Source organism: Jatrophihabitans endophyticus, assembly GCF_900129455.1.
Taxonomy (GTDB): Bacteria; Actinomycetota; Actinomycetes; order Mycobacteriales; family Jatrophihabitantaceae; genus Jatrophihabitans; species Jatrophihabitans endophyticus.
On sequence record NZ_FQVU01000003.1, the window covers coordinates 638,919 to 663,348 of the forward strand.

General features: G+C 74.5%; 23 protein-coding genes. 14 read left to right on the forward strand and 9 right to left on the reverse strand.

What is annotated here, in order from left to right:
• Nucleotides 1-37: 37 nt before the first annotated feature.
• The 3 genes from hemE to hemQ are packed head-to-tail and all read left to right on the forward strand — an operon-like array spanning nucleotide 38 to nucleotide 3,353.
• Nucleotides 38-1,156 carry a uroporphyrinogen decarboxylase gene (gene hemE / locus BUE29_RS13175; protein WP_084181016.1) on the forward strand — a complete coding sequence of 373 codons (1,119 nt, stop codon included), beginning with the start codon at nucleotides 38-40 and terminating at the stop codon, nucleotides 1,154-1,156.
• On the forward strand, nucleotides 1,153-2,592 hold the full coding sequence (hemG, locus tag BUE29_RS13180; RefSeq protein ID WP_073390769.1) for a protoporphyrinogen oxidase: 1,440 nt from the start codon (nucleotides 1,153-1,155) through the stop codon (nucleotides 2,590-2,592). The genes hemE and hemG overlap by 4 nt, the downstream gene beginning before the upstream one ends.
• Nucleotides 2,589-3,353: a hydrogen peroxide-dependent heme synthase gene (gene hemQ, locus BUE29_RS13185; RefSeq protein ID WP_073390770.1), complete on the forward strand. Its 765-nt coding sequence runs from the start codon at nucleotides 2,589-2,591 to the stop codon at nucleotides 3,351-3,353. Before hemG ends, hemQ begins: the two co-directional genes overlap by 4 nt.
• A 15-nt stretch (nucleotides 3,354-3,368) precedes the next feature.
• Here the strand turns inward: hemQ and BUE29_RS13190 are convergent, their stop codons facing one another.
• The 5 genes from BUE29_RS13190 to BUE29_RS13210 are packed head-to-tail and all read right to left on the reverse strand — an operon-like array spanning nucleotide 3,369 to nucleotide 7,987.
• Nucleotides 3,369-4,883: a serine/threonine-protein kinase gene (locus BUE29_RS13190; protein WP_073390771.1), complete on the reverse strand. Its 1,515-nt coding sequence runs from the start codon at nucleotides 4,881-4,883 to the stop codon at nucleotides 3,369-3,371.
• Nucleotides 4,884-4,938: 55 nt separating this feature from the next.
• Nucleotides 4,939-5,382 (reverse strand): peptide-methionine (R)-S-oxide reductase MsrB, encoded by a 444-nt coding sequence (msrB, locus tag BUE29_RS13195; protein WP_073390772.1) that lies wholly within the window; start codon nucleotides 5,380-5,382, stop codon nucleotides 4,939-4,941.
• Nucleotides 5,383-5,403: 21 nt separating this feature from the next.
• Entirely contained in the window at nucleotides 5,404-5,658 is a 255-nt protein-coding gene (locus tag BUE29_RS13200) for a hypothetical protein (RefSeq protein ID WP_073390773.1), read from the reverse strand.
• 26 nt (nucleotides 5,659-5,684) lie between these two features.
• The gene (locus tag BUE29_RS13205) at nucleotides 5,685-6,593 is read right to left on the reverse strand and encodes a DMT family transporter (protein ID WP_073390774.1); all 909 of its coding nucleotides are present in this window, start codon (nucleotides 6,591-6,593) and stop codon (nucleotides 5,685-5,687) included.
• Nucleotides 6,590-7,987, reverse strand: coding sequence for an aspartate aminotransferase family protein (locus tag BUE29_RS13210; RefSeq protein ID WP_073391153.1), 1,398 nt, complete (start codon nucleotides 7,985-7,987; stop codon nucleotides 6,590-6,592). The genes BUE29_RS13205 and BUE29_RS13210 overlap by 4 nt, the downstream gene beginning before the upstream one ends.
• A 283-nt stretch (nucleotides 7,988-8,270) precedes the next feature.
• On the opposite strand from BUE29_RS13210, the gene hpnC reads away from it, so the two are divergent.
• The 8 genes from hpnC to ligD all read left to right on the forward strand — a co-directional run bounded on the left by hpnC (nucleotide 8,271) and on the right by ligD (nucleotide 18,104).
• Nucleotides 8,271-9,119 (forward strand): squalene synthase HpnC, encoded by an 849-nt coding sequence (gene hpnC / locus BUE29_RS13215; protein WP_073390775.1) that lies wholly within the window; start codon nucleotides 8,271-8,273, stop codon nucleotides 9,117-9,119.
• A complete protein-coding gene (locus tag BUE29_RS13220; RefSeq protein WP_073390776.1) occupies nucleotides 9,116-10,012 on the forward strand; it encodes a squalene/phytoene synthase family protein in 897 nt (298 codons plus the stop codon). The genes hpnC and BUE29_RS13220 overlap by 4 nt, the downstream gene beginning before the upstream one ends.
• A complete protein-coding gene (gene hpnE / locus BUE29_RS13225) occupies nucleotides 9,999-11,408 on the forward strand; it encodes a hydroxysqualene dehydroxylase HpnE (RefSeq protein WP_073390777.1) in 1,410 nt (469 codons plus the stop codon). Before BUE29_RS13220 ends, hpnE begins: the two co-directional genes overlap by 14 nt.
• Nucleotides 11,405-12,475 (forward strand): polyprenyl synthetase family protein, encoded by a 1,071-nt coding sequence (locus BUE29_RS13230; RefSeq protein ID WP_073390778.1) that lies wholly within the window; start codon nucleotides 11,405-11,407, stop codon nucleotides 12,473-12,475. Before hpnE ends, BUE29_RS13230 begins: the two co-directional genes overlap by 4 nt.
• Before the next feature lie 44 nt (nucleotides 12,476-12,519).
• Nucleotides 12,520-14,457 (forward strand): squalene--hopene cyclase, encoded by a 1,938-nt coding sequence (gene shc, locus BUE29_RS13235; protein ID WP_234971434.1) that lies wholly within the window; start codon nucleotides 12,520-12,522, stop codon nucleotides 14,455-14,457.
• Entirely contained in the window at nucleotides 14,454-16,001 is a 1,548-nt protein-coding gene (gene ispH, locus BUE29_RS13240; RefSeq protein WP_073390779.1) for a 4-hydroxy-3-methylbut-2-enyl diphosphate reductase, read from the forward strand. Before shc ends, ispH begins: the two co-directional genes overlap by 4 nt.
• The gene (hpnH, locus tag BUE29_RS13245; protein ID WP_073390780.1) at nucleotides 16,001-17,017 is read left to right on the forward strand and encodes an adenosyl-hopene transferase HpnH; all 1,017 of its coding nucleotides are present in this window, start codon (nucleotides 16,001-16,003) and stop codon (nucleotides 17,015-17,017) included. Before ispH ends, hpnH begins: the two co-directional genes overlap by 1 nt.
• A 67-nt stretch (nucleotides 17,018-17,084) precedes the next feature.
• A complete protein-coding gene (ligD, locus tag BUE29_RS13250) occupies nucleotides 17,085-18,104 on the forward strand; it encodes a non-homologous end-joining DNA ligase (RefSeq protein ID WP_084181018.1) in 1,020 nt (339 codons plus the stop codon).
• 64 nt (nucleotides 18,105-18,168) lie between these two features.
• Here the strand turns inward: ligD and BUE29_RS13255 are convergent, their stop codons facing one another.
• Both BUE29_RS13255 and ald read right to left on the reverse strand, forming a co-directional pair.
• Nucleotides 18,169-18,360: a hypothetical protein gene (locus tag BUE29_RS13255; RefSeq protein ID WP_073390781.1), complete on the reverse strand. Its 192-nt coding sequence runs from the start codon at nucleotides 18,358-18,360 to the stop codon at nucleotides 18,169-18,171.
• An 82-nt stretch (nucleotides 18,361-18,442) separates the two neighbouring features.
• A complete protein-coding gene (ald, locus tag BUE29_RS13260) occupies nucleotides 18,443-19,567 on the reverse strand; it encodes an alanine dehydrogenase (protein ID WP_073390782.1) in 1,125 nt (374 codons plus the stop codon).
• A 122-nt stretch (nucleotides 19,568-19,689) separates the two neighbouring features.
• Here ald and BUE29_RS13265 point away from each other — a divergent pair, with 122 nt between their 5' ends.
• Nucleotides 19,690-20,178, forward strand: coding sequence for an Lrp/AsnC family transcriptional regulator (locus BUE29_RS13265; protein ID WP_407657330.1), 489 nt, complete (start codon nucleotides 19,690-19,692; stop codon nucleotides 20,176-20,178).
• 20 nt (nucleotides 20,179-20,198) lie between these two features.
• On the opposite strand, the gene BUE29_RS13270 is transcribed toward BUE29_RS13265, so the two are convergent.
• Nucleotides 20,199-21,068, reverse strand: coding sequence for an SCO6745 family protein (locus BUE29_RS13270; protein ID WP_143168168.1), 870 nt, complete (start codon nucleotides 21,066-21,068; stop codon nucleotides 20,199-20,201).
• A 56-nt stretch (nucleotides 21,069-21,124) separates the two neighbouring features.
• On the opposite strand from BUE29_RS13270, the gene BUE29_RS13275 reads away from it, so the two are divergent.
• Both BUE29_RS13275 and BUE29_RS13280 read left to right on the forward strand, forming a co-directional pair.
• Nucleotides 21,125-21,703: a DUF2231 domain-containing protein gene (locus BUE29_RS13275; RefSeq protein ID WP_073390785.1), complete on the forward strand. Its 579-nt coding sequence runs from the start codon at nucleotides 21,125-21,127 to the stop codon at nucleotides 21,701-21,703.
• A 163-nt stretch (nucleotides 21,704-21,866) separates the two neighbouring features.
• The gene (locus BUE29_RS13280; RefSeq protein ID WP_073390786.1) at nucleotides 21,867-23,477 is read left to right on the forward strand and encodes an esterase-like activity of phytase family protein; all 1,611 of its coding nucleotides are present in this window, start codon (nucleotides 21,867-21,869) and stop codon (nucleotides 23,475-23,477) included.
• Between the two features lie 14 nt (nucleotides 23,478-23,491).
• Here the strand turns inward: BUE29_RS13280 and BUE29_RS13285 are convergent, their stop codons facing one another.
• Nucleotides 23,492-24,418: an NAD(P)/FAD-dependent oxidoreductase gene (locus BUE29_RS13285; RefSeq protein WP_234971435.1), complete on the reverse strand. Its 927-nt coding sequence runs from the start codon at nucleotides 24,416-24,418 to the stop codon at nucleotides 23,492-23,494.
• Nucleotides 24,419-24,430 lie beyond the last annotated feature (12 nt).

Here is a 24,430-nt window from a genome sequence, read left to right on the forward strand (position 1 = left end):
AGCGGGGGTCGCCCGGCCACGTGGGACGATGGCGGTGATGGAACGCTCGCCCGCCACAGCCCCGTCCGTGCCCCCGTCCGCGCCCCCGGCCGCGCCCCCGGCCGCGCCCCCGGCCGCCGACCCGGCCAGCTCGCTGCTCGTGCGCGCGGCCCACGGCGCCCCCGGCCCGCACCCGCCCGTCTGGTTCATGCGCCAGGCCGGCCGCTCGTTGCCGGAGTACCGGGCGCTCCGCGCCGGGACGGCGATGCTCGACGCGTGCCGCGACGCCGCGACGATCACCGAGGTCACGTTGCAGCCGGTGCGCCGGCACGGGGTCGACGCGGCGATCTTCTTCTCCGACATCGTGGTGCCGCTCGCGGCGATCGGTGTCGGCATCGACATCGTCGCCGGCGTCGGCCCGGTGGTCGACAAGCCGATCCGCAGCGTGGCCGACCTCGACGCGCTCCGCCCGTTGGAACCGGGGGACGTCCCGTACGTCACCGACGCGGTGCGCGCGCTGACCGGCGAGCTCGGCGCCACGCCGGTGATCGGCTTCGCCGGCGCGCCGTTCACGCTGGCGAGCTACCTGATCGAGGGTGGGCCGTCCAAGGACCACGCCCGGACCAAGGCGCTGATGCACGGCGACCCGCAGCTGTGGCACGCGCTCTGCTCGCGCCTCGGGGCGATCGCCGCCGCGTTCCTGCGGGTGCAGATCGACGCCGGCGCCGCCGCCGTGCAGCTGTTCGACTCGTGGGCCGGCTCGCTCTCGCTCGTCGACTACGAGCAGTTCGTGCTGCCGCACAGCCGCGAGGTCCTCGCGCCGCTGGCCGGCACCGTGCCGCGCATCCACTTCGGCGTCGGCACCGGTGAGCTGCTGGCCGCGATGCGCACGGCCGGTGCGGACGTCGTCGGTGTCGACTGGCGGGTGCCGCTGGACGAGGCGGCGCGCCGGCTCGGGCCGGGCGCGGTCGTCCAGGGCAATCTCGACCCCGCGCTGCTCGGCGCCGACTGGCCGGTGGTCGAGCGGGCGGTGCGCCGCGTGGTCGCCGAGGGACGCGCCGCGGCCGGGCACGTGTTCAACCTCGGCCACGGCGTGCCCCCCACCGCGGATCCCGACGTCCTGACCCGCATCGTCGAGCTGGTGCACTCCCTCGACGCGGACGGGGCGGGCGCGTGACCCGCCTCGTCGTCGTCGGCGGCGGCATCGCCGGGCTCGCCGCGGCCTGGTTCGCCGCCGAGGCCGGTCTGGACGTCACCGTGCTCGAGGCCGCGCCGCGTGTGGGCGGCAAGCTACGCGTCGAGGAGGTCGGCGGCGTGCCGGTCGACGTCGGCGCCGAGGCGCTGCTCACCGCCCGCCCCGAGGGCCTCGACCTGCTCGCCGCCGCCGGGCTCGCCGACGAGCGCATCTCACCGCTGACGACCTCGGCCCGTGTCTGGGCGGGCGGGACGACCCATCCGCTGCCGGCCCGCACGATGATGGGCATCCCCGGCGACGTCGAGGCGTTGCGCGAGTCCGGCGCGCTGTCCGACACCGCGCTGCAGACCGTCGCCGAGGAGCCGTCGCTGCCGCCGCTGCCGCCGCTGCGACGCGACGTGCCGGTCGGCTCACTGGTGCGCTACCGCATGGGGGACGAGGTCGCCGACCGGCTCGTCGAGCCGCTGCTGGGCGGCGTGTACGCCGGCAGCGCGGACGTGCTGTCGCTGCGGGCGACGATGCCCACGCTGGCCGACCGGCTGGCGCAGGGGGGCTCGCTGCTCGAGATCGCCCGCGCCGTCACCGGGGCCGGCGGCACCCGGGCCCCCGGCGCCGACCCCGGGCGTCCCGTCGTGCCGGTGTTCGCCTCGCTGCGCGGGGGCCTCGGCCGGCTGCCGGCCACGCTCGTGGCCACCGGCCGCTTCGCGGTGCGCACCGGCGTCACCGTCCGCACGATCAACCGGTCGGCGGCCGGTTTCACGCTCGACTGCGGCGCGGTGCCGCAGGCCGAGCGGATCGAGGCCGACGCGGTGATCGTCGCGGTGCCCGCGGCCAAGGCGGCGCGCCTGCTCGCCGGCGTCGCGCCCGCCGCCGGCGACGAGCTGGGCGCGATCGAGTCGGCCAGCATGGCGATCGTGTCCTTCGCCCTCGACGGCGACGCCGACGAGGCCGGGATCCCCGCGGGCAGCGGGCTGCTGATCGGTGCGGGGGAGCGGTTCGCGACCAAGGCCGTCACGCTGACCAGCCGCAAGTGGCCGGTCGACGCCGACGGCCGGACAGTGCTGCGCGCGTCGGTCGGCCGGCACGGCGAGCCGCACGCGCTGCAGCTCGGCGACGCCGACCTGGTCGAGATCGTCCGGCGCGACCTCGGCGTGCTGCTCGGGGACGCCGACACCCCGCGGGAGCTGCGCCCGGTCGACGCCGTGGTCACGCGCTGGGGCGGCGGCCTGCCGCAGTACGCGGTCGGTCACGTGGAGCGCATCGCCCGCGTGCGGGCCGCGATCGCCGGTGTGCCCGGTCTCGCGGCCTGCGGCGCGGCCTTCGACGGTGTCGGGGTGCCGGCCTGCATCGCCAGTGCGCGCAGCGCGGTCGACCTCGTCGCCGGCTCGCTGTCGCAGGCGAGGACAATGAGGCCATGACCGACGGCACGCCTGTTCCCAGCACCGAGACGACCAGCGCGACCAGCGAGACGACCAGCGGGACGAGCACCGCGCCGAGGAAGGCCCGCGACCTCAACGACGTCATCCGCTACACCGCCTGGTCGGTGTTCCGCGTCGCCCGCCCCCTCGGCGAGGCCGAGCGTGCGCCGCTGGCCGAGGAGGTCGCCACCCTGTTCGACCAGCTCGCGGCCAAGGACGTCGTCGTGCGCGGTGCCTACGATCTCTCCGCGCTGCGCGCCGACGCCGACATCATGGTGTGGTGGCACGCGGCCAGCGCCGACGAGCTGCAGGACGCGTACTCCCGCTTCCGTCGCACCCGGCTCGGCACGCACCTGGAGCCGGTCTGGTCGAACATGGCGCTGCACCGGCCGGCCGAGTTCAACAAGAGCCACGTCCCGGCCTTCCTGGCCGACGAGCAGGCCCGCGCCTACGTCTGCGTCTACCCCTTCGTGCGCTCCTACGAGTGGTACCTGCTGCCCGACGAGGAGCGCCGGGCGCTCCTGGTCGAGCACGGTCAGATGGCGCGCGACTACAAGGACGTCCGCGCCAACACGGTGTCCTCGTTCGCGCTCGGCGACTACGAATGGCTGCTGGCCTTCGAGGCCGACGAGCTGCACCGCATCGTCGACCTCATGCGCCACCTGCGCGGTGCCGGCGCGCGCCGGCACGTGCGCGAGGAGGTGCCGTTCTACACCGGCCGCCGCCGGCCGGTGACCGAGCTGGTCGACGCGCTGCCGTAACCGGCGGCCGGCGCCCTACCGGCTGCCGTCGGCACCGGCCGCGGCACCGTCGTCGGCACCGTCGGCGGCGCCGGCGCTGCTGCTCGCCCCGGCGCTGCTGCTCGGCGTGACCGGCCGGTCGACGCCCTCCGCGGACGAGGAGCTGGTGGCGCTGCGCGAGGTCGACGTCGTCGAGCTCGACGCCGACGTGGTCGGCTCGTCGGGCGTGCTCGGCGCCTCCTCGCTCGACGAGGTGCGGGTGCGGGTGCGCGTCCGGCTCGCCTCGGTGGAGGCCTCGGTCTCCTCGGGCTGCTGCGACTGCTGATCCTGCGACGACGACGACGCGCTGCTCGACGTCGGGGTGCGCGACGTGCTGGTGGACGGGGTCGTGCTGGTCCCGGTGTCGCCGGAGCCGCCGCCGGTGGTCGCCACGGCGATGGCCACGCCGAGGGCGAGCAGCACCGCCGCGAGCCCGAGACCGACGAGCAGCCCCGTGTTGCGCCGTTTCGGCGCGCCGTGCGTCGCCGACGCCGCTCCCGACGCCGCCCCCACCGCCGGCGCTCCGGTGGTCGGCGCGGGCCGCCGGACGGGCGGCGGCGGGACGGCGGCGGGCAGGACCGTCGTGCCGCCGGTCTGTCCCGCGGCGGGGATGAACTGGGTGGTCGCGGTCGGGTTGCCGCGGAGCGCGCTCGCGACCTGCGCCGCGGTGGGACGCGCGGCCGGGTCACGCGCGGTCATCGCGGTGAGCAGCCCCGGCCACGGCTGCGGCAGGGTCGGCGGGATCTCCGGGTCGCGGTCCAGGCGCGCGACGACCGCCTCGATCGGGGTGGGGCCGTCGAAGGACCGGATGCCGGTGAGCCCCTCGAGCAGGGTCAAGCCGAGCGCGTACACGTCGGCCGCCGGGCCGACGCCCGAGCCGCGGGCCTGCTCGGGGGCGAGGTAAGAGGCGGTGCCCAGCGTCGAGTCGGCCTGGGTCAGCCGCTCGGCGCCGATCAGCCGAACGATGCCGAAGTCCGACAGCCGGGCCCGGACGTGTTCGGTGCCGGTGCCCGCGCCGAGCAGGATGTTCGCCGGCTTGACGTCGCGGTGCACCATGCCCTGCTGGTGGACGTAGGCGAGCGCGTCGGCGACCTGCGCGCCGATCAGGCGGATCTCGGGCTCGCTGGGGAGCGGTCCGCGCTCGATGCGGTCGCCGAGGTTGGGGCCCTCGACGAGCTCCATCACCAGGTACGCGCGCGCGGCGGGGTCGTCGGGCCCGGCGACCGAGCCGTCGAACAGCGTGATCAGGTTGGGGTGGTTCAGCCGGGCGAGGGCGTGCAGCTCGGCACGCTGCCGCTCCGCGCCGGCCGCGGTGTCGGCGGCGGCCGACGGACTGCGGAACACCTTGACCGCCACGTCGCGGTCGAGCAGCTGGTCGTGCGCCCGGAAGACGTCGGCCATGCCGCCCGAGCCGATGCGGCCGGTGACGTGGTAGCGGTCGGCGATGCGCCAGCCGTCCCCGGCCGGACCGGGCGCGGGGAAGTGCTGCGTCGGGTCGTCGGTGTCCGGCATAGTCCTCGATTCATGTCCATGCCGGAGCAGGCGTCAAACCCGGCTGTGCCGGTCGTCAGCCCGCGGGCTCGTCCTCGAACGTCATCGAGATCGAGTTGATGCAGTAGCGCAGGTCGGTCGGGGTGTCGTAACCCTCGCCGGAGAAGACGTGGCCGAGATGGCTGTGACAGGTGGCACAGAGCACCTCCGTGCGGCTCATGCCCCAGCTGCGGTCGGTCCGCTCGATCACCTGATCGCCGGCGAGCGGGCTGAAGAAGCTCGGCCAGCCGCAGTGCGAGTCGAACTTCTGCTCGCTGCGGAACAGCTCCGCGCCGCAGGCGCGACAGCGGTACACGCCGATGCGGTGGTTGTCGGTGTACTCACCGGTGAAGGCGCGCTCGGTGCCGGCCTCGCGCAGCACCTCGTACTCCTCGGGGGTCAGCTGCTCGCGCCACTGCTCGTCGCTCTTCGTCACGGGCGCTGCGGGGAGCTGCTCGCTGCGGCTGCTGAAGATGCTCATGCCCTCGACGGTACCGAGTGCTCACCACATGCGGACGATGCCGACGACGCCGTAGACGATCGTCAGGGCGACCCCCAGCAGGATCAGCCAGACGACCACCTTGGCCGCGGTGCGCTTCGGGCCGGACAACCGGGCCAGCCCCGCGCCGAACGCTGCCATGTTCTGCAGCTCGCCGTCGGCGGTGTTGGGGTTCGCCGTCCGGCCCCACGCGCCGTCGACGTAGGGGGCGCGGGCGGGGTCGTCCCACGTCCCGTCGTCGTCCTCGTCGGTGCGCATCGCCCCAGGGTAGGCGCGCCGCGGGGTCAGGTCGGGGCGGTGGCGGGGGTCGGCATCGGCTCGTCGGACGCGTTCACCCGGGCCAGCAGCGGCGAGCGCGCCAGGACGACCACGCCGGCGCCGACGCCGAGTGCGCCCGCGGTGGCCGGGGCCAGCCACCAGCCGGAGCGCGTCGCCTCGTCGAAGACCAAGACGCCCCAGAAGATGGAGACGAGCGGATCCATGAGCGTGAAGCCGGGCTGGGCCGCCAGCAGCGGGCCGAGGTGCAGCGCCCACTGCACCAGCACCAGCCCGGCGACGCCGAAGCCGACCGCGGTGTAGGTCTGCCACGTCGTCAGCACGCCGGCGAGGCCGTGTCGCTCGCCCTGCTCGATCGTCTCCTTGATCATCGTCGCGGTGAGGCCGAAGCTGGTGCCGGCCGCGGCACCGAGGCACGCGGTACGCCAGACGGGGCGGCCGCGCTGGCCCGCTCCGACGAGCAGCGCGATCGTCGCTGCGGTGGCACCGCCGGCCACGAGGTAGACGCGGTGCGAGACATCGGTCGCGTCGCCGGGCTGCGGCGCGAGCGCCGCGATGAAGACGATCATGCCGGCGGTCATCGCCAGGATGCCGCCCCACTCGGGGCGGCCGAGGCGGCTGCCGAACACCCTGGACGCCACCAACAGCGTCAGCGGCACCTCGAGCGTGATGATCGGCTCGACGGCCGACAGCTGGCCGTAGCCGAGTGCGACCGCCTGCAGGACGAACGAGCCCACCAGGCCGCCGAAGCCGAGCAGCCACGTGGGGGAGCGGACGAGGTCGAGCAGGAACCTCGGCCCGAACGCACGGTCCGGACCGTTCGCCAGCCCCGCCTTGCGCTGCATGACGTTCGCCATCGCCACGCCCATCGCGGACAGCGCCGCGGCGACGTAGCTGACGACGTCGGCGAGCGTCATCGCTGCCGGCGTTCGCCGAGGGTGTTGGTGGTGAGCGTCCGGGCGAAGTCGCGGGTCAGCCGGCTGCCCCGGTGCGCCTCGGCCATCACGTCGGCGAAGGCGGCCAGGAACCGCTCCACCTCCCGCTCGCCGATCGTCAACGGCGGGATCAGCTTGATGACCTCGATGTGGTCCCCCGAGACCTGCGTGAGGATGCGGTGGTCGTGGAACAGGGCGTGGACCACCGTCTGCGCGAAGAGCCCCTTGCGGGCGACGCGGAGCGCGTGCCAGTGCGCGCGCAGCCGCCGCGACTCGGGCCGGCCGAACTCGATGCCGATCATCAGGCCCCGGCCGCGGACGTCGGCGATCAGCTCGTAGCGCTGCGCGAGCTCGACCAGGCCGTCCTGCAGCTGCGTGCCGACGGCGCGTGCGTTCGCGACGACGTCCTCGTGCTCCAGCACGTGCAGCGTCGCCAGCCCGACCGCCATCGCCTGCGCGTTCGAGCCGAAGGTCGAGTCGTGCACGAGCACGCGGTCCATCGAGGAATACACCTTGGCGAAGATCTCCTCGCGGCCCAGGGTGGCACCGACCGGGACGTACCCGCCCGACAGCGCCTTGGCGGTGGCCACGAGATCGGGCTCGACCCCGTCGTGCTGGAAGGCGAAGAAGTCGCCGGTGCGCCCCAGCCCGCACTGCACCTCGTCGGCGACGAGCAGGGCGCCGGCGTCGTGCACCACGCGCTGGGCGTCGGCGAGGAAACCGGGGGGGCTCACCGCGACGCCCTTGCCCTGCACCGGCTCGACGAGGAACGCCGCGACGTCGCCCTTCGCGAGTTCGCGCTCCAGTGCGCGAATGTCGCCGAACGGGATCGCGGTGTCGGGCAGCAGCGGGCCGAACCCCTTGCGGAAGTCGGCGCCGCCGTTCACCGACAGCGCGCCGGTCGTCAGGCCGTGGAAGGCGCCGCGGCAGTACACGATCCGGCGCCGCCGGGTGGCGTAGCGGGCGAACTTCAGCGCGGTCTCGACGGCCTCCGCGCCGCTGTTGCCGAAGTAGACGCGGTCGAGGTGCGGCACGCGGGCCAGCAACGCCTCGGCCAACGGACCGGCGAGCACGGGCGCGTCGAACTGGGTGAGGTCGGCCAGCCCGAGGTCGACGACGTCGTGCAGCGCCTGCCGCACGACGGGGTGGTGTCGGCCCAGCGCGAACACGCCGAACCCCGCGAGCATGTCCAGGTAGTCGCGGCCGTCCTCGTCGAACAGGTACGCGCCCTCCGCGCGCACGTAATGCCGGTCGAAGCCGATGGCGTGCAGCATGCGCGGCAGCTGCGGGTTCAGCACCGCGCGGTGCAGGTCGTAGCGCTCGGGCTCGCGCTCGCGCGCGACGTCCGCGAGCCGGAAGGGTTCGCCGTCACCCATCGCGTGCCTCTCCGTCGTCTCGTCGTCCCGCTCGGTGTCGGACGGCTGCGGGAGCATCGTCGCGACATCCCACTAATACCGCGTACGGGGTCGCCTCCGGATGCAATCCTGATACGGGGGTAAGTTCAAAGTAGTTAGCTTGCCTAAAGGCTTCGACGTTCCGGGGGGAGCGGGTCGTACGGACGTGAGGACGAGGATGCCGGACGGAGCGGGTGACCGCGCGCGTGCAGGAGACGCACGCGCAGGAGACGCGCGCCCCGCCGACCCGTCCGACGTGCTGGGCATGATCGCCGCGGGCGCGGCACGGCGGATGAACGGCGAGAACTTTCCCGTCGCGCTGCGGGCGCTGCCCCGCGCCGTCCGTGACGACCTCGCCGCGACCTACGTGTTCGCGCGCTTCGTCGACGAGATCGGCGACTCCGCGCCGGGGGGTCCGGACGCCCGGCTCGCGCTGCTCGATCTCGTCACGGCCGACCTGGACGCGCTGCCCGAGCGGGCGACGCTGCCGCCGGTGGCCGGCCTCGCCCGCATGGTGACCGAGCACGACGTGCCGCTCGATCCGTTCCGGGAGCTCGTCGAGGCCAACCGTCTCGACCAGCGCCGCTCGTCCTACGCCGACCTCGCCGAGCTGCTCGGCTACTGCCGCCTCGCCGCGGCGCCCGTCGGTCGCATCGTGCTGTACCGCGCCGGGGCGGCCGACGATCGCTCGATCGCTCGCTCGGACGACGTCTGCGCGGCGCTGCAGATCCTCGAGCACTGTCAGGACGTCGGCGAGGACGCCCGGGCCGGTCGCGTCTACCTGCCGCAGGACTCGCTCGCCGCCGAACGGGTGGCACCGGAACGACTCCGCGGCGGCATCACGCCCCCGGGCCTGCGTCGGGTGGTGGCCGAGCAGGTGGCGCGCTCGCGGGAGCTGCTGCGTTCCGGGCCGCCGCTGGTGCGCGGGCTGCACGGCTGGGCCCGCCTCGCCGTGGCCGGGTACGTCGCCGGCGGCCTGGCCACCGCCGACGCGCTCGACGCGGCCGACCACGACGTGCTCGCGGTCGCGGTGCGCCCCTCGACGGCGCGGACGCTGCGGCACGCCCTGCGGCTGCTCGCGGGCCGCCCCGGGCGTGACGGACGGTCGGCATGACGGCCGCGAGCCCCGACGCGGTGCGCGCCGCCTACGCCGAGTGCGAGCGCATCACCCGCGAGCAGGCCCGCAACTTCGCGTGGGGCATCCGGCTGCTGCCCGCGCCCAAACGCACCGCGCTGTCGGCGGTCTACGCGTTCGCCCGCCGGGTCGACGACATCGGCGACGGCACGCTGCCCGTCGAGCGCAAGCGGGCGCTGCTGGCCGAGGCCCGCGCCGCCGCGACCGCTCCGGAGCGTCACCCCGACGACCCGGTGCTCGTCGCGCTGGCCGACGCCGCGGCCCGGCTGTCGATCCCGCTCGCCGCGTTCGGCGAGCTCGTCGACGGCTGCGAGCTGGACGTCACCGGGCACACCTACACCGACCTCGACGACCTCGTGCGGTACTGCCGCTGCGTGGCCGGGTCGATCGGCCGGCTCTCGCTCGGCGTGTTCGACCCGCGGCTGTCCGGCGCCGACGCCGCCCGGGCGGCCGAGCTCGCCGACGCGCTCGGCGTCGCGCTGCAGCTCACGAACATCCTGCGCGACGTCCGCGAGGACCTCACCACCGGCCGCGTGTATTTGCCGGCCAAGGACCTCGAGCTGTTCGGGGTACGGCTCGCGCTCACCGCCGACGGTGCGCTCGACCCGTGCGACGGCGGGCTGGCCGAACTGGTCCGCTTCGAGGCCGCGCGGGCGTGGGGGTGGTACGACCGCGGGCTCGAACTGCTCGACGTCCTCGACCGCCGCAGCGCCGCCTGCTGCGCGGCGATGGCCGGGATCTACCGCGAGCTGCTCGAGCGCATCGCCGCCGACCCGCGCCGTGTCTTCACCGCCCGGCTCTCACTGCCCACGCCGGTCAAGGTGCGGGTCGCGGCCCGATCCCTCGCGGGGGTGGGCCGTGACCGGCACTGACACCGAGACCGACACCGAGACCGACACCGACGGCAGGGTCGTCGTCGTCGGGGGCGGGCTGGCGGGCATCGCCGCGGCGCTGCACTGCGCCGACGCCGGCCGGCCGGTGACGCTGTACGAGAGCCGGCCGCGACTCGGCGGTATGGCGTTCTCCTTCACCCGCGACGGGCTCTCGGTCGACAACGGCCAGCACGTGTTCCTGCGCTGCTGCGACGCCTACCGCGGGCTGCTCGACCGGCTCGGTGTCACCGAGCGCACCACGCTGCAGCGCCGCCTCGACATCGCGGTGCTGCGCCCCGACGGCCGATCGGCCCGGCTGCGACGCACCGCCGGCGTGCCCGCGCCCGCGCACCTGACGCCCGCGCTGCTGCGCTACGGCCTGCTCTCGCCGGTCGACCGGGCCCGGGCCGCGCGGGCCGCGGTGGCGCTGCGGCTGCTCGACGCGGCCGACCCGCGCCTGGACGCCCGCACCCTCGGCGACTTCCTGCGACACCACGGCCAGAACCGCGCGACCGTCGACGCGCTCTGGGGGGTGCTGGCCACCGCCACGCTGAACCTGCCACCGGACGACGCGTCGCTCGCGCTGGCGGCGAAGGTGTTCCGCACCGGCGTGCTCGACCGTGCGGCCGCCGGGGACGTCGGCCACGCCGTCGCGCCGCTGGGTGACCTGCACTCCATTGCCGCCCGCCGCGCGCTGACCGCCGCCGGGGTCGACGTCCGGCTCGCGCACCACGTCACCGCCGTGCGCGCCGGCGCCGGCCCGCTCGCCGTCACCGTCCGCGTCCGCGGCACCGAGACGACCGTGCACCCCGCGTCGGTGGTGCTGGCCGTCCCACCCCGGGTCGCCTGTCGCACCGCACCCGAGCTCGCCGCCGTGCCGGCCGGACGGTGCGCGCGGCTGGGCACCAGCCCGATCGTCAACGTGCACGTGCACTACGACCGGCGGGTCACCGACCTGCCGTTCGCCGCCGCGGTCGACTCGCCCGTGCAGTGGTTCTTCGATCGCACCGAGAGCTCCGGGCTCGCCGCGCGCCGACCGGGCGCGCAGTACCTCGCCGTCACGGTCTCTGCGGCGGACGACATCATCGACACCACGAGCCCGGTGCTGCAGCAGCGCTTCGTCGCCGAGCTCGCGCGGCTGTTGCCCGGTGCCGAACAGGCCGACGTCCTCGATGTGTTCGTCACGCGGGAACGGCACGCGACGTTCCGGCAGTCGCGCGGCAGCGGCGCCCTCCGGCCGACCGCCGATTCCGGGTTGCCCGGGGTGTGGCTCGCAGGGGCATGGACCGACACCGGCTGGCCCGACACGATGGAGGGTGCGGTGCGCAGCGGAATAACCGCCGCGCGGGCGGTGTCAGAGCCCACGGCCGCCGAGACGATGGGGAATCTCGCATGATCACCCGACTCGACCCGACCCGCCGCGACGAGACGGCGCGTCCCGCGACACCTGTGGCGATCGACCGCGCCCGCGAGCTGGTGGAGCCCGCGCTGCACGCGGCCGTCGACCTGTTGACCGACTCGCGCATGCGGCTGATCGCCGGCTACCAGCTCGGGCTGTGGGACGCCGCCGGCGAGCGCGCGCCCGGCGGCCGCGGCAAGGCGGTGCGTCCCGCCCTCGTGCTGCTGGCCGCCCGCGCCGTCGGCGGGCGCGCCGAGGCGGGCGTCCCCGGCGCGGTGGCGGTCGAGCTGGTGCACAACTTCTCGCTGCTGCACGACGACATCATGGATCGCGACGTCGAGCGCCGGCACCGGCCGACCGGCTGGGTCGTCTACGGCGAGGGGCAGGCGATCCTGGCCGGCAACGCCATGCTCGCCGCCGCGCTCGAGACCCTGCTGCGCGACGACCCGCACCACGACCGGACCGTCCCCGCCCTGCTCGCCTGCGTGCAGCGGCTCATCAGCGGCCAGTCCGCCGACCTCGCCCTCGAACGCGACGACACCGCGGCGATCGAGGACGTGCTGGCCATGGAGGACGGCAAGACCGCGGCCCTCATCGCGAACTCGCTCGAACTCGGCGCGCTCGCCGCCGGCGCCGACACCGCCGTCGTGGCGCGGCTCGCCGAGGCCGGCCGGCTCGCCGGGCTGGCCTTCCAGCTCGTCGACGACGTCCTCGGGGTCGTCGGCGACGCGTCGGTCACCGGCAAGTCGTCCTCGTCGGACATCCGCGCCGGCAAGCGCAGCGTTCCGGTCGTGGCGGCGCTGCGGTCGGGGACGCCCGAGGGCGACGAGCTCGCCGACCTGCTCCGCGCCGCGCCGCCCGAGACCGACGTCGAGGTCGAGCGGGCGGTGCGCCTCGTCGTCACCGCCGGCGGCCTGGACTGGGCGCGGCGCGAGGCCGAACGGCTGCTCGCTGCCGCGCACCAGGAGCTCGCGGCCGCCGGCCTGGGTGCCGACACCGCGACCCACGACGCAGCCCAGGATCTCGCCGAGGTCCTGGACTTCCTGGTCCGACGCGATTGGTGAGCCCACACCACGACGACGAGCACGACAGAGGGGAGCACTCCGCGGTGACAGCGAGCGAGACGCACGGCGGTACCGACATCCGGTCCGACGCGACGGCGGCCCTGCGCGCGGCGCGCGCGCATTTGGTGTCACGCCAGGCCCCGGCCGGGTGGTGGAAGGGGGAGCTGCGCACCAACGTGACGATGGACGCCGAGGACCTCCTGCTGCGCCGCTTCCTCGGCATCCTGCGTCCCGAGGAGCTCGCGCAGTCGGCGCGCTGGATCCGCCGCGAGCAGCGTGCCGACGGCACGTGGGCCACGTTCGTCGGCGGTCCCGGTGACCTCTCCACCACGATCGAGGCCTACGCCGCCCTGCGTCTCGCCGGCGACGAGCCGGCCGCCCCCCACATGCAGCGGGCCGCCGCCTTCGTCCGTGCCGAAGGGGGCATCGAGGCCAGCCGCGTCTTCACCCGCATCTGGCTGGCCCTGTTCGGCGAGTGGTCGTGGGACGACCTGCCCGCGATGCCGCCCGAGGTCGTGCTGCTGCCGTCCTGGGCGCCGCTGAACGTCTACGACTGGGGCTGCTGGGCGCGCCAGACGGTCGTGCCGATCACCGTGGTCGCCACGCTGCGGCCGGTCCGGCCGCTGCCGTTCACGTTGGGCGAGCTGCACGGCGACCGTGCGCCGCACCCGGTGCGCGGTGGTCTCGTCGGCACCGGGTTCACGCTGCTCGACCGCGTCCTCAAGCTCTACGAGAAGGCCCCGATCCAGCCCGGCCGCGGCTTCGCGATGAAGCAGGCGGCCGAGTGGATCATCGCCCGCCAGGAGGACGACGGCGGGTGGGGCGGCATCCAACCGCCGTGGGTGTACTCGATCCTCGCGCTCCACCTGCTCGGGTACTCCCTCGACCACCCGGTGCTCTCGGCCGCGGTCGCCGGGCTGGACACCTTCCTCGTGCACGAGGCGACCGCCGACGGCATCGAACGGCGGCTCGAGGCCTGCCAGTCGCCGGTGTGGGACACCTGCCTCGCCGCGAACGCCCTGCTCGACGCGGGGGCGACGATCGACGACCCGGAGCTCGCGCAGTCGGTCGAGTGGATCCTCGGCGAGGAGATCCAGCGTCGCGGCGACTGGGCGGTGCGGCGGCCCGGTGTCGACCCCGGCGGCTGGGCCTTCGAGTTCGCCAACGACGGCTACCCCGACGTCGACGACACCGCCGAGGTCGTGCTGGCGCTGGACCGCGTCAAGGACGACCTCCCCGCGGTGAAGGCCGCCGTGGAACGCGGCATCGCGTGGGTCAAGGGCATGCAGTCCAGCGACGGCGGCTGGGGCGCGTTCGACGCCGACAACACCCGTCGGCTGGTCGAGAAGCTGCCATTCTGCGACTTCGGGGCGGTCATCGACCCGCCCTCGGCCGACGTCACCGCCCACGCCGTCGAGATGCTGGCCCGCTGCGACGACCCGGCCGGTCTCGCGGCCCGCCGCGGCGTGCGGTGGCTGCTCGCCGCGCAGGAGGACGACGGCTCCTGGTTCGGGCGCTGGGGCAACAACTACGTCTACGGCACCGGCGCCGTCGTGCCCGCCCTCGTGGCGGCGGGGGTGCCGACCGCCGACCCGGCCGTGCGGCGCGCGGTCGACTGGCTGGTCGCGCACCAGAACGCCGACGGCGGCTGGGGTGAGGACCTGCGCTCCTACGTCGACGACGCGTGGCGCGGGCGCGGCGAGTCCACTCCCTCGCAGACGGCGTGGGCGCTGCTCGCGCTGCTCGCCGCGGGCGAGTCCGGACCGGTCGTCGACGCCGGCGTCGCCTGGCTGGTCGGCGACCAGCGGCCCGACGGCGGCTGGGACGAGGAGTCCTACACCGGCACCGGCTTCCCGGGCGACTTCTACATCAGCTACGAGATGTACCGCCTCGTGTTCCCGATCAGCGCCCTGGGCCGCTACCTGGGCGAGGACACGGGGGGCGCCACCGCGACCGCGGGAGCGGAGGTGCGCGACTGGTGACCCCGGCCGAGCCCACCGTCGATGCGGCCCGCGGGCCGCTCCTGGTCGTGGCCGCGCTGCGCAGCGAGTACGCCGCGCTCGCCGGCCGGGTGGCCGGCGCGCGCCTCGAGCGGTGCGGCATGGGGCCGGCACGGGTGGCGGCCTGGCTCGCCGCGCGCCCCGACGCCCCACCCCCCGGGGCCGTCGCCGTCGCGGGTGTCGCCGGCGGGCTCGACCCGTCCCTGCGCCCCGGGGACGTCGTGGTGGCGAGCGAGGTCCGCGGCACCGCGGGGCGCGTCGCGCTCCGGGCCGCCGCGCCGCTCGTGGCGGAGCTCCGCCGCCTCGGCCTGCGCGTCCGCTACGGGCCGGTCCTCACCACCGACACGCTCGTCGGCGGACCCGACGAGCGCGAGCGGCTCGCCGCGACCGGCGCGCTCGCCGTCGACATGGAGTCCGCACCGCTGGCGCGCGCCTTCGCCGAGCGCGCTCCCGGCGTGCCGGTCGCGGTCGTGCGCGTCGTCGTCGACACCGCGACGGTCCCGGTGTTCCGCGCCGCGACCGTCGGCAACGGGGTGCGGGCCCTGCGCACGCTGCGCCGCCTCGGCCCGGCGCTCGACGCCTGGGCCCGGCTCGCCGGCCCGCGCAGCGTGGTGCTCGCCGAGCCGCGTTCGTTCTGCGCCGGCGTCGAGCGCGCGATCGACATCGTCGACCTCGCGCTGCAGCGCTACCAGCACCCGGTGTACGTGCGCCGCCAGATCGTGCACAACGCCCACGTCGTGCGCGACCTCGAACGCCGCGGCGCGGTCTTCGTCGACGAGCTGGGCGAGGTGCCCGACGGCACGACCGTCGTCTTCTCCGCCCACGGCGTCGCCCCGGCCGTCCGCGACGAGGCCGCCCGGCGCGACCTGTTCGTCATCGACGCCACCTGCCCGCTGGTGGCCAAGGTCCACGCCGAGGCGCGCCGCTTCGCCGCCCGTGGCGACACCGTGCTGCTGATCGGGCACGACGGCCACGACGAGACCGAGGGGACGCTCGGGGAGGTCCCCGGCCGCATCACGCTGGTGCAGTCCCCGGCCGAGGCCGAGCAGGTCGCCGTCGCCGACCCGGGCAAGGTCTCGTTCCTCATGCAGACCACGCTCGCCGTCGACGAGGCCGCCGATACCGTCGACGTCCTGCGCCGCCGCTTCCCGGCCGTCGAGTCCTCGGCGACCGACGACATCTGCTACGCGACGACCAACCGGCAGCAGGCGGTGCGCGAGGTCGCGGTCGACGCCGACGTCGTCATCGTCGTGGGGTCGCGCAACTCGTCCAACTCGCTGCGCCTGGTCGAGGTCGCGCAGCGCGCCGGCACCGCCGCCCACCTGGTCGACGACGCCACCGAACTCGCACCCGAGTGGCTCACCGGCGCCCGTCGCGTCGGCGTCACCGCGGGCGCGTCCGCACCACCGCACCTCGTCGACGAGGTCGTCGGAACGCTGCAGGCCCTCGGCCCGGCCGAGGTCACCGAGCGGGTGCATACCCGGGAAGACATCACGTTCACCCTCCCGAAGGGAGTTGTCGGCTAATGCCGGTTCCGTTGAAGCAGGCCCTGCGCATCGGTTGGTACGGGATCAACCAGCGCTACCTCAGACGCCGCGACAAGTTCCCGTTCGTCGTCGAGCTGGAACCGCTGTTCGCGTGCAACCTGGCGTGCAACGGCTGCGGCAAGATCCAGCACCCGCACGACGTCCTGCGCCAGCGCATGCCCGTCGGGAAGGCGGTCGCCGCCGTCGAGGAGTGCGGAGCGCCCGTCGTCTCGATCGCCGGCGGCGAGCCGCTCATGCACCCGCAGATCGACGAGCTGATCGACGAGCTGGTCAAGCGCAAGAAGTACGTCGTGCTGTGCACGAACGCCGAGCTCGTCCGCAAGCGGTGGGACCGCTTCGACATCAAGCCGTCGGAGTACCTGTCGTTCGCGATCCACATCGACGGCCTGCGCGAGCGGCACGACGAGTCGGTGTCGAAGGAGGGGGTCTTCGACGAGGCGATCGAGGCCATCAGGTTCCTCAAGGCCAAGGGCTTCACCGTCACGACCAACTCGACGTTCTTCAACACCGACACGCCGCAGACGATCATCGACGTGCTGAACTTCCTCAACGACGACGTCGAGGTCGACAGCATGATGATCTCGCCGGCGTACGCGTACGAGAAGGCGCCCGACCAGGACCACTTCCTCGGCGTCACCGAGACGCGCGAGCTGTTCGCGAAGGCCTTCGGCGACGGCAACCGCAAGCGCTGGCGGCTCAACCACTCGCCGCTGTTCCTGGACTTCCTCGAGGGCAAGCGCGACTTCGGCTGCACCGCGTGGGGCATCCCGTCCTATTCGCTGCTGGGGTGGCAGAAGCCCTGCTACCTGATGTCGGACGGCTACGTGAAGACCTACAAGGAGCTCGTCGAGACGACCGACTGGGAGTCCTACGGCCGCGGCCGCGACGAGCGGTGCAACAACTGCATGGCGCACTGCGGGTACGAGCCCACGGCCGTCCTCGCCACCATGGGCTCGCTCAAGGAGGGCCTGCGCGCGTTGCGCGAACAGGGCTGACCCTCCGCTTTTGGCGGCACAGCGCTTAATACCGCGCTGTGCCGCCAAAAGCGTTAGCGTGCGGGGCATGGCGTCGTCCACGCCCGCGGAGGAGGTCCAGGTCGGGCCGCACGCGGTGCGCATCACCAACCCCGACCGGGTCTACTTCGCCGCGCGCGGCGAGACCAAGCTGGACCTCGTCTCCTACTACCTGTCGGTGAGCGACGGCATCGTGCGCGCGCTGCGTGAGCGGCCGTGCATGCTGCACCGCTACCCGACGGGCACCGACGGCGAGAAGATCTACCAGAAGCGGTTGCCCAAGGGCGCTCCCGACTGGGTCGAGACCGTCGAGGTCACCTTCCCGTCGGGGCGGACGGCCGACGAGCTGTGCGTGACCAGGGCGGCCGACGTCGTGTGGGCGGTGCAGATGTCGACCGTGGAGTTCCACCCGTGGCACTCCCGGCGCGCCGACACCGAGAAGCCCGACGAGTGGCGCATCGACCTCGATCCCGGCCCGGCGGCGGACTTCACCGACTGCCAGCGCGTCGGGGCGGTGGTGCACGAGGTGCTCGACGAGCTGGGCGCGGTCGGGTGGCCCAAGACGTCCGGGTCCAAGGGCGTGCACGTCTACGTGCGCATCGAACCGCGCTTCGGCTTCCGCGAGGTACGCCGCGCGGCGCTCGCGTTCGCCCGCGAGGTCGAGCGCCGCGTCCCCGAGCAGGTCACCACGAACTGGTGGAAGGAGGAGCGGCCCGACGGCGCCGTCTTCCTCGACTACAACCAGAACGCCCGCGACCGCACCATCGCCGCGGCGTACTCGGTGCGGGGCTCGGCCGTGGGCCGGGTGTCGGCGCCGGTGACGTGGGACGAGCTGCCCGACGTCGAGCTGGACGACTTCACCATCGCGACCATGCCGGCCCGCTTCGCCGAGCTCGGCGATCTGCACGCCGGCATGGACGACGCGGTGTGGTCGATCGAGCCGTTGCTGGAGTGGGCCGAGCGCGACGAGACCGACCGCGGCCTCGGCGACGCGCCCTACCCGCCGAACTACCCGAAGATGCCGGGCGAGCCGATGCGCGTGCAGCCGAGCAGGGCGCGCAAGCGCTGACGAGCCGGGCGCGCAAGCGCTGACGGGCAGGGCGCGCAAGCGCTGACCCCGCGCGCGGACGGCGTCAGGGTGTGGGGTCGACCCCGATCTGGCCGGCGCGGATCTCGTCGTCGCCGCCGAAGGCGTTCGGGTCCCCGGCCGCGGCCGGCTCGTCGGCCGTGGGCTCGTCCTCGACGGCCGGGGCGGTGCTGTCGTGTTCCGGACGCGCGGTGCCGCGGTCGTCGTCGGGTGCGTCGGGCGTCTCGTTGCTCGTCATCCCTCACCTCTACCCATCCGCGACGATGTCGGTCGCGGGACAGTGGTGACCGGCGGCGCGACGGCGCGCCGTGCCGCGGCCGTCACGCGAGGACGTCGGCGACCTCGACCGCGTCGTACCCGTGGGCCTCGGCTACCGGCGCGTTGGTGAGCCGGCCCTCGTGGGTGTTGAGACCCAGCGCGAGCGGCCGGTCGCTGCGCAGTGCGTCGCGCCAGCCGCGGTTCGCGAGCTCGACGGCGTAGGGCAGCGTGACGTTGGTCAGCGCGTACGTCGAGGTGTGGGGGACGGCGCCGGGCATGTTGGCGACGCAGTAGAAGACCGAGTCGTGCACGGGGTAGGTGGGCTCGGCGTGCGTGGTGGGACGCGAGGCCTCGAAGCAGCCGCCCTGGTCGATGGAGATGTCGACGAGCACCGAACCGGGCTTCATCCGCGACACCAGCTCGTTGCTGACGATGGTCGGCGCCTTGGCGCCGGGGACGAGCACCGCGCCGATGACGAGGTCGGCGTCGAGCACCGCCTTCTCGACCTCGTAGGCGTTCGACGCGACCGTCTGGCAGTGCCCCTGGTAGATGGCGTCCATCTGCCGCAGCCGCGCCACGTTCTTGTCGAGCAGCAGCACCTCGGCCTGCATGCCGAGTGCGATCGCGGCGGCGTTCTGGCCGGAGACGCCGGCCCCGATCACCACGACCTTCGCGGCGTAGACGCCGGGGACGCCGCCCATCAGCGTGCCGCGGCCGCCGCCCTGGCGCATCAGGTGGTACGAGCCGACCTGCGGGGCGAGCCGGCCCGCGACCTCGGACATCGGCGCGAGCAGCGGCAGCGACCCGTCGGGCAGCTGCACCGTCTCGTACGCGATCCCCGTCGTCCCGGCGGTCAGCAGCGCGTCGGTGCATGCCTTGTCGGCGGCGAGGTGCAGGTAGGTGAACAGCACCTGGTCCTTGCCGCGCAGCTGCATGCGCGGGTACTCCTCGGCGATCGGCTCCTTGACCTTGAGGACCAGGTCGGCGCTGCCCCAGACGTCCTCGGCGGTGGGGACGATCCGCGCACCGGCGGCGACGAAGGCGTCGTCGGGGATCGCGGAGCCCACCCCGGCCTCGTGCTCGATGACGACCTCGTGGCCGTTGCGGGTGAGCTCGTGCACGCCGGCCGGCGTGATGGCCACCCGGAACTCGTTGTTCTTGACCTCGCGCGGGACGCCGACGAGCATCGCGTTCTCCTGACTCGGGGGAGCGGAATCTCGGCTCAGGATGAAGGAAACGCGTGCGATGCTCCACCAGGGTGAACAAGATTCTGTAGATTGCCCTCGTGTCGTCGGAAGCCGCGAACCGCCTGTCGAGGCCGCCGGCCCGCTCGAACAATCTTCGGGACGAAGTGGACGACGTCGACCTGCGCCTGCTGCGCGAGCTCGCCGCGGACGCCCGGCTGCCCAACAACGCGCTCGCCGCCCGGGTGGGCATCGCGCCGTCCACCTGTCTGGGCCGGGTGCGGGCGCTGCGCGAGCGCGGCGTCATCCGCGGCTACCACGCCGACGTCGACCCCGCCGCCCTCGGCCGTCCCATCCAGGCGATGATCGCCGTCCGGCTGCAGTCGACGGCGCGTGGGCACATCTCGGAGTTCATGGCGCGCATCGCCGAGCTGCCCGAGGTGCTCAACGTCTTCTTCCTCGGCGGGGCCGACGACTTCCACGTCCACATCGCGGCGACGAGCAGCGAGAACCTGCGCGACTTCGTCGTCGTCAACCTCAGCGCCAACCCCGATGTCGCGCTGACCGAGACCAACCTGATCTTCGAGCACGTCCGCGCCGGCCTCACCCACTGACCCGGCGGGTCCGCCGCGGGTCAGGCGCGGGGCGAGGCGAAGACGCCGTCGGGGAAGGCGCCGGCGGCGACGGCGCGGCGGCTGAGGTCGCGGCCGAGCTCGTGCAGCCGCGCCGTGCGCTCGGCGCCGAGCGCGAGCCAGGGGGCGGTGTCCATCCGGTCGGTGGCGTCCTCCAGGTCGGCCCGCAGGGCCGCGCCGGCCGCGGTCGGCCCGCCGTCGCCGTCGAGCAGCCCGCGCTCGCGCAGCCCCGCGACGGCGGCGGACCACTGCTCGTCCGACCAGCCCCGGCTGAGCTTCGCCGCCGGCTCGGTGAAGCCGCGTCCCGTGGCGGTGTGGGTGACCAGCGCCTCGAGGCCGGTCAGGCCGGTGGCCAACAGCGCCGCCAGGTGTCCGTCGCCGCGGTGCTCGCGCAGCAGCGTGATCGCGTGCCAGAACACGAGGTGGGGTGCGTCGGGCCAGGGCAGCGACGCGTGCGCGGCGTAGAGCGGACGGGCCTCGGGGCGCAGCTCGACCGTCGCCGCGCGGGCGAGCTCGGCCGCCTCGGCCAGCGGCGCCCCGGTCACGACGTCCTCGCCGAGCAGGCGGCGCAGCGCCCGGTCGACCACCCGGTAGCGGGCGGCCAGGATCGTCTCGCAGGACGCGAGCTCCCACGCCCGCGGGATCGCCCGCGTCACCAGGGCGGGGCTGAAGTTGAAGAAGGTCGCGACGACGACGTCGGCGGGCACCGGGCCCATCGCCGCCGCGCGGCTCGCGAAGTAGTGGTAGCGGGTCCGGTCGAGGCCGACGGCCCGGTACTCCTCGCCGCCCTCCGGCGCGAAGTAGACGAGCGCGTGCAGCGGCTCCAGGGCGCGATGCACACGGGCGGGGGACGGTCCGGGAGCGTCGGTCACCCACCGACCCTAGCCGCCGACTGAACCGCCCCAGGTCGTTGACCGTTGAACCAGATATGCCCACCGAGATCGGCGGCCTGCCCGCCCACGTCCTGCTCATCCACGCGATCGTGGTGCTCGCTCCGCTGGGCGCCCTGTTCACCATCCTGTCGGCCGTGTGGCCGGCGGCCCGGCACAAGCTCGGCGTCATCTCGCCCCTGACGTGTCTGGTCGTGCTGGCCCTCGTCCCGGTCACCACGAACGCGGGCGAGTGGCTCGAGGACAGGCTCACCGAGAACGGGCCGAACGCGGCGATCGAGAAGCACGCCGACCTCGGCGACACGTTCCTGTGGTTCGCGATCGGGCTGTTCGTCGTCTCCGCCGCGGTGTGGTGGGTCGGGCGGGTCGACGACCGGGCCGCGGCCACCCGCCCCGAGGCCACCCGCCCCGAGGCCGACGGCACGGGCGGCCCGGGCGGCCCGGGTGCGACGGCGACGGCGGTGCGTCCGACGGCCCGCACCGCGGTGCCCGTCGCCGTGCGCGTCGCGGTGGCGGTGGTCGCGATCGCGGTGTCGCTCGTGACGGTGTGGCAGCTGTACCGCATCGGCGACACCGGGGCCGACGCCACGTGGGACTTCGTCCAGAAGCTGAAGTAGCCGCGCCGCCCGACCGGGTTCGGCACCGCCGGCCCGGACCCGGGTGGTGGCCGCCGGTCGATGTCACCGCGGCGTTCACCGGGTGGCCACCCCGCCGTGGCTGTCGGGCCATCCGCGCGCCCCAGGGTCGAGGACGTCCGTCGTCCCGTCCCAGGAGCGTGCCGTGCCCCGAGTCCGTCCCGTCGTCGCGATCGTCACGCTGGCCGCGGCGGCCGTCGCCGGGGTGGCCGCGGTCGGCCCCGACGCGGCCGCCCACGCCGTGGCCCAGGCACGTGCCGACACCTTCACCGTCCGCGCCGGCCAGCCGTTGCAGGTGGGCGGAGCCGGCGTGCTGCGCAACGACCGCGGTGACCTCACCACCGTCGTCGCCCACACCGCGCCCGCCCACGGCACGCTGGCGCTGCAGCCCGACGGCTCGCTGCGCTACGCCCCCGCGGCCGGTTTCACCGGCACCGACACCTTCCGCTACACCACCACCGACGCGGTGCACCTGTACCGCACCGACCTGCCGCCGCTGGCCACGATCGACGGCGTCCGCATCACCGGCGGCGCGTACGGCTCGGCGCTCACCCCCGTGCCCGGCTACCGCGACCAGTTCTACGGGCTCACCGACCGTGGCCCCAACGTCGACGGCCCGAACGGCAGCAAGGTCGAGGCGCTGCCGGACTTCGTCCCGGCCATCGGCCGGTTCCGCCTCGCGCACGGCACGGCCACGCTGCTGCAGCGCATCCCGCTGCGGGCAGGGGACGACACCCCCTACGACGGACAGGTGAACTGCGCGGCGAGCACCGGCGAGACGATCCTCGACCTGCAGGGCCGGACACTGCCGTGTCGCGACACCGGCTACGACCCGGAGGGCCTCGTCGCGCTGCGGGACGGCACATTCTGGGTCTCCGACGAGTACGGCCCGCTGCTCACGCACTTCGACCGCACCGGGCGGCAGCTCGGTCGGCTCGCCCCCTTCGACCATTCGCTGCCGCGCGAGCTCGCCAACCGCGTCCCCAACCGCGGCATGGAGGGCCTGACCGTGACGCCGGACGGCAACACCCTCGTCGGCATCATGCAGTCGGCGCTGCAGCAGCCGGACCTGACCAAGAACCCGAAGAACGTCGCGCCGATCCGCATCGTGACCGTCGACCTCACCACGCTGCGCACCCACGAGTACCTCTACCTGCTCGACGATCCCGACTCCACCGGCACCGCCGCCAGCGAGATCACGGCGCTCTCGGCCCACGAGTTCCTGGTCGACGAGCGCGACGGCGACCTCGAGCCGGGCGCGACCAAGAAGCTCTACCGGGTCGACGTCTCCCGCGCGACCGACGTCGGCCCCGCGGCGCGGGTGCCGGGTGCCACCTACACGGCGACGAAGGGCGGCCTGCTGCTCGGCGCGTCCGCGCAGACCGTGGAGGGACTCGTGGGCAAGAGCGACACCGCGACCGCGCGCTCGCTGCTCGCCGGCGCCGGGGTGACCGTCGCGACCAAGACGCTCGACGTCGACCTCGGCGCGCTCGTCACCGGCCTCGACCCGAACGGTGGCTTCTTCGGCCACGACAAGGTCGAGGGCGTCGCGACGACCGATCGCGGCCGCACCCTGGTCGTCGCCAACGACAACGACTTCGGCGTCGACGGGCTCGCGAACGACGCCCCGCCGTTCCGGCTGCACGCCAAGACCCTGCCCGACGGCACGCAGGACGACGGCGAGTACCTGACCGTCGACACCGACCGCCTCGACCACCCGACGACGTCGGCGACGGTGACGATCGTCGTGCGGTGAGCCCGGCCGTGCGCTCAGGCGAGCCGGTCGGCCAGCGCCTGGCCGAGGTGGTGCCCGGACAGCCATGCCGACTCCACCCGCGGCGCGCCCTGCGGGCACCAGGTGTCGGTGCACAGCCCGAGCGGCCGGCCGGCGTACTCGGTGAGCCCGAACGGTTCGTCCCCGTGCGTGCCGACGGGTTTGGCGAAGGTCCACCGCTGGGCGTGCGTCCACTCGGGGGCGGCGGTCGCGCCCAGCAGGCTGCCCATCGCGTCGAGCAGCAACGGCACCACCGCGTCGGGCGCGTCGAGGTGGCAGCGGGCCAGGTCGGGCACCGCGTGCGCGACCAGCACGGCGGCCCCGTCGCCGCGGCGCGCGCCGTCGTCGGCGATCAGCGATACGGCGGGGTGGTCGTTGACGAAGGCGGCGTCGAACGGCTCCCACTCGCGGCGTGACCAGCCGGCGGCGACGCTCACGACCGGGTCGAACTCGACCCAGTCCGAGGCGTCGGGGACGAGGCGGCGGGCCTGCGGGTCGGGCATCGCGAGGACGACCGCGTCGTGGTCGAGCTCGGCCGCGGAGACGAGCTCGGTCCCGAGCTCGGCCGGGACCGGCAGGACGTCGCGCACCAGCGATCGCAGCCCGTCGGGCGCCGCGTACCGCATGGGTCCGGACGTCGTCGACCGGCCGTCGTCGCCGAGGACGGTGAAGGTGTCGGTCCACTCGCGGGCGAGACCGCGGGCGACCCAGTCGGCGACCAGCGCGGCGAAGCCGTCGTCCTTGGCGGTGAGGTACGCGGCGCCGAGGTCGACCCGGCGGCCGTGCAGCACCGGCGCCGCCATGCGCCCGCCGGGCGCGCGGCCGCGCTCGACGACGGTGACGTCGATCCCGCGGTCGGCGAGGACGCGCGCGCAGGCCGCACCCGCCATCCCGGCTCCGACGACCGCCACCCGCGCTGTCACGCGTCCACCGTA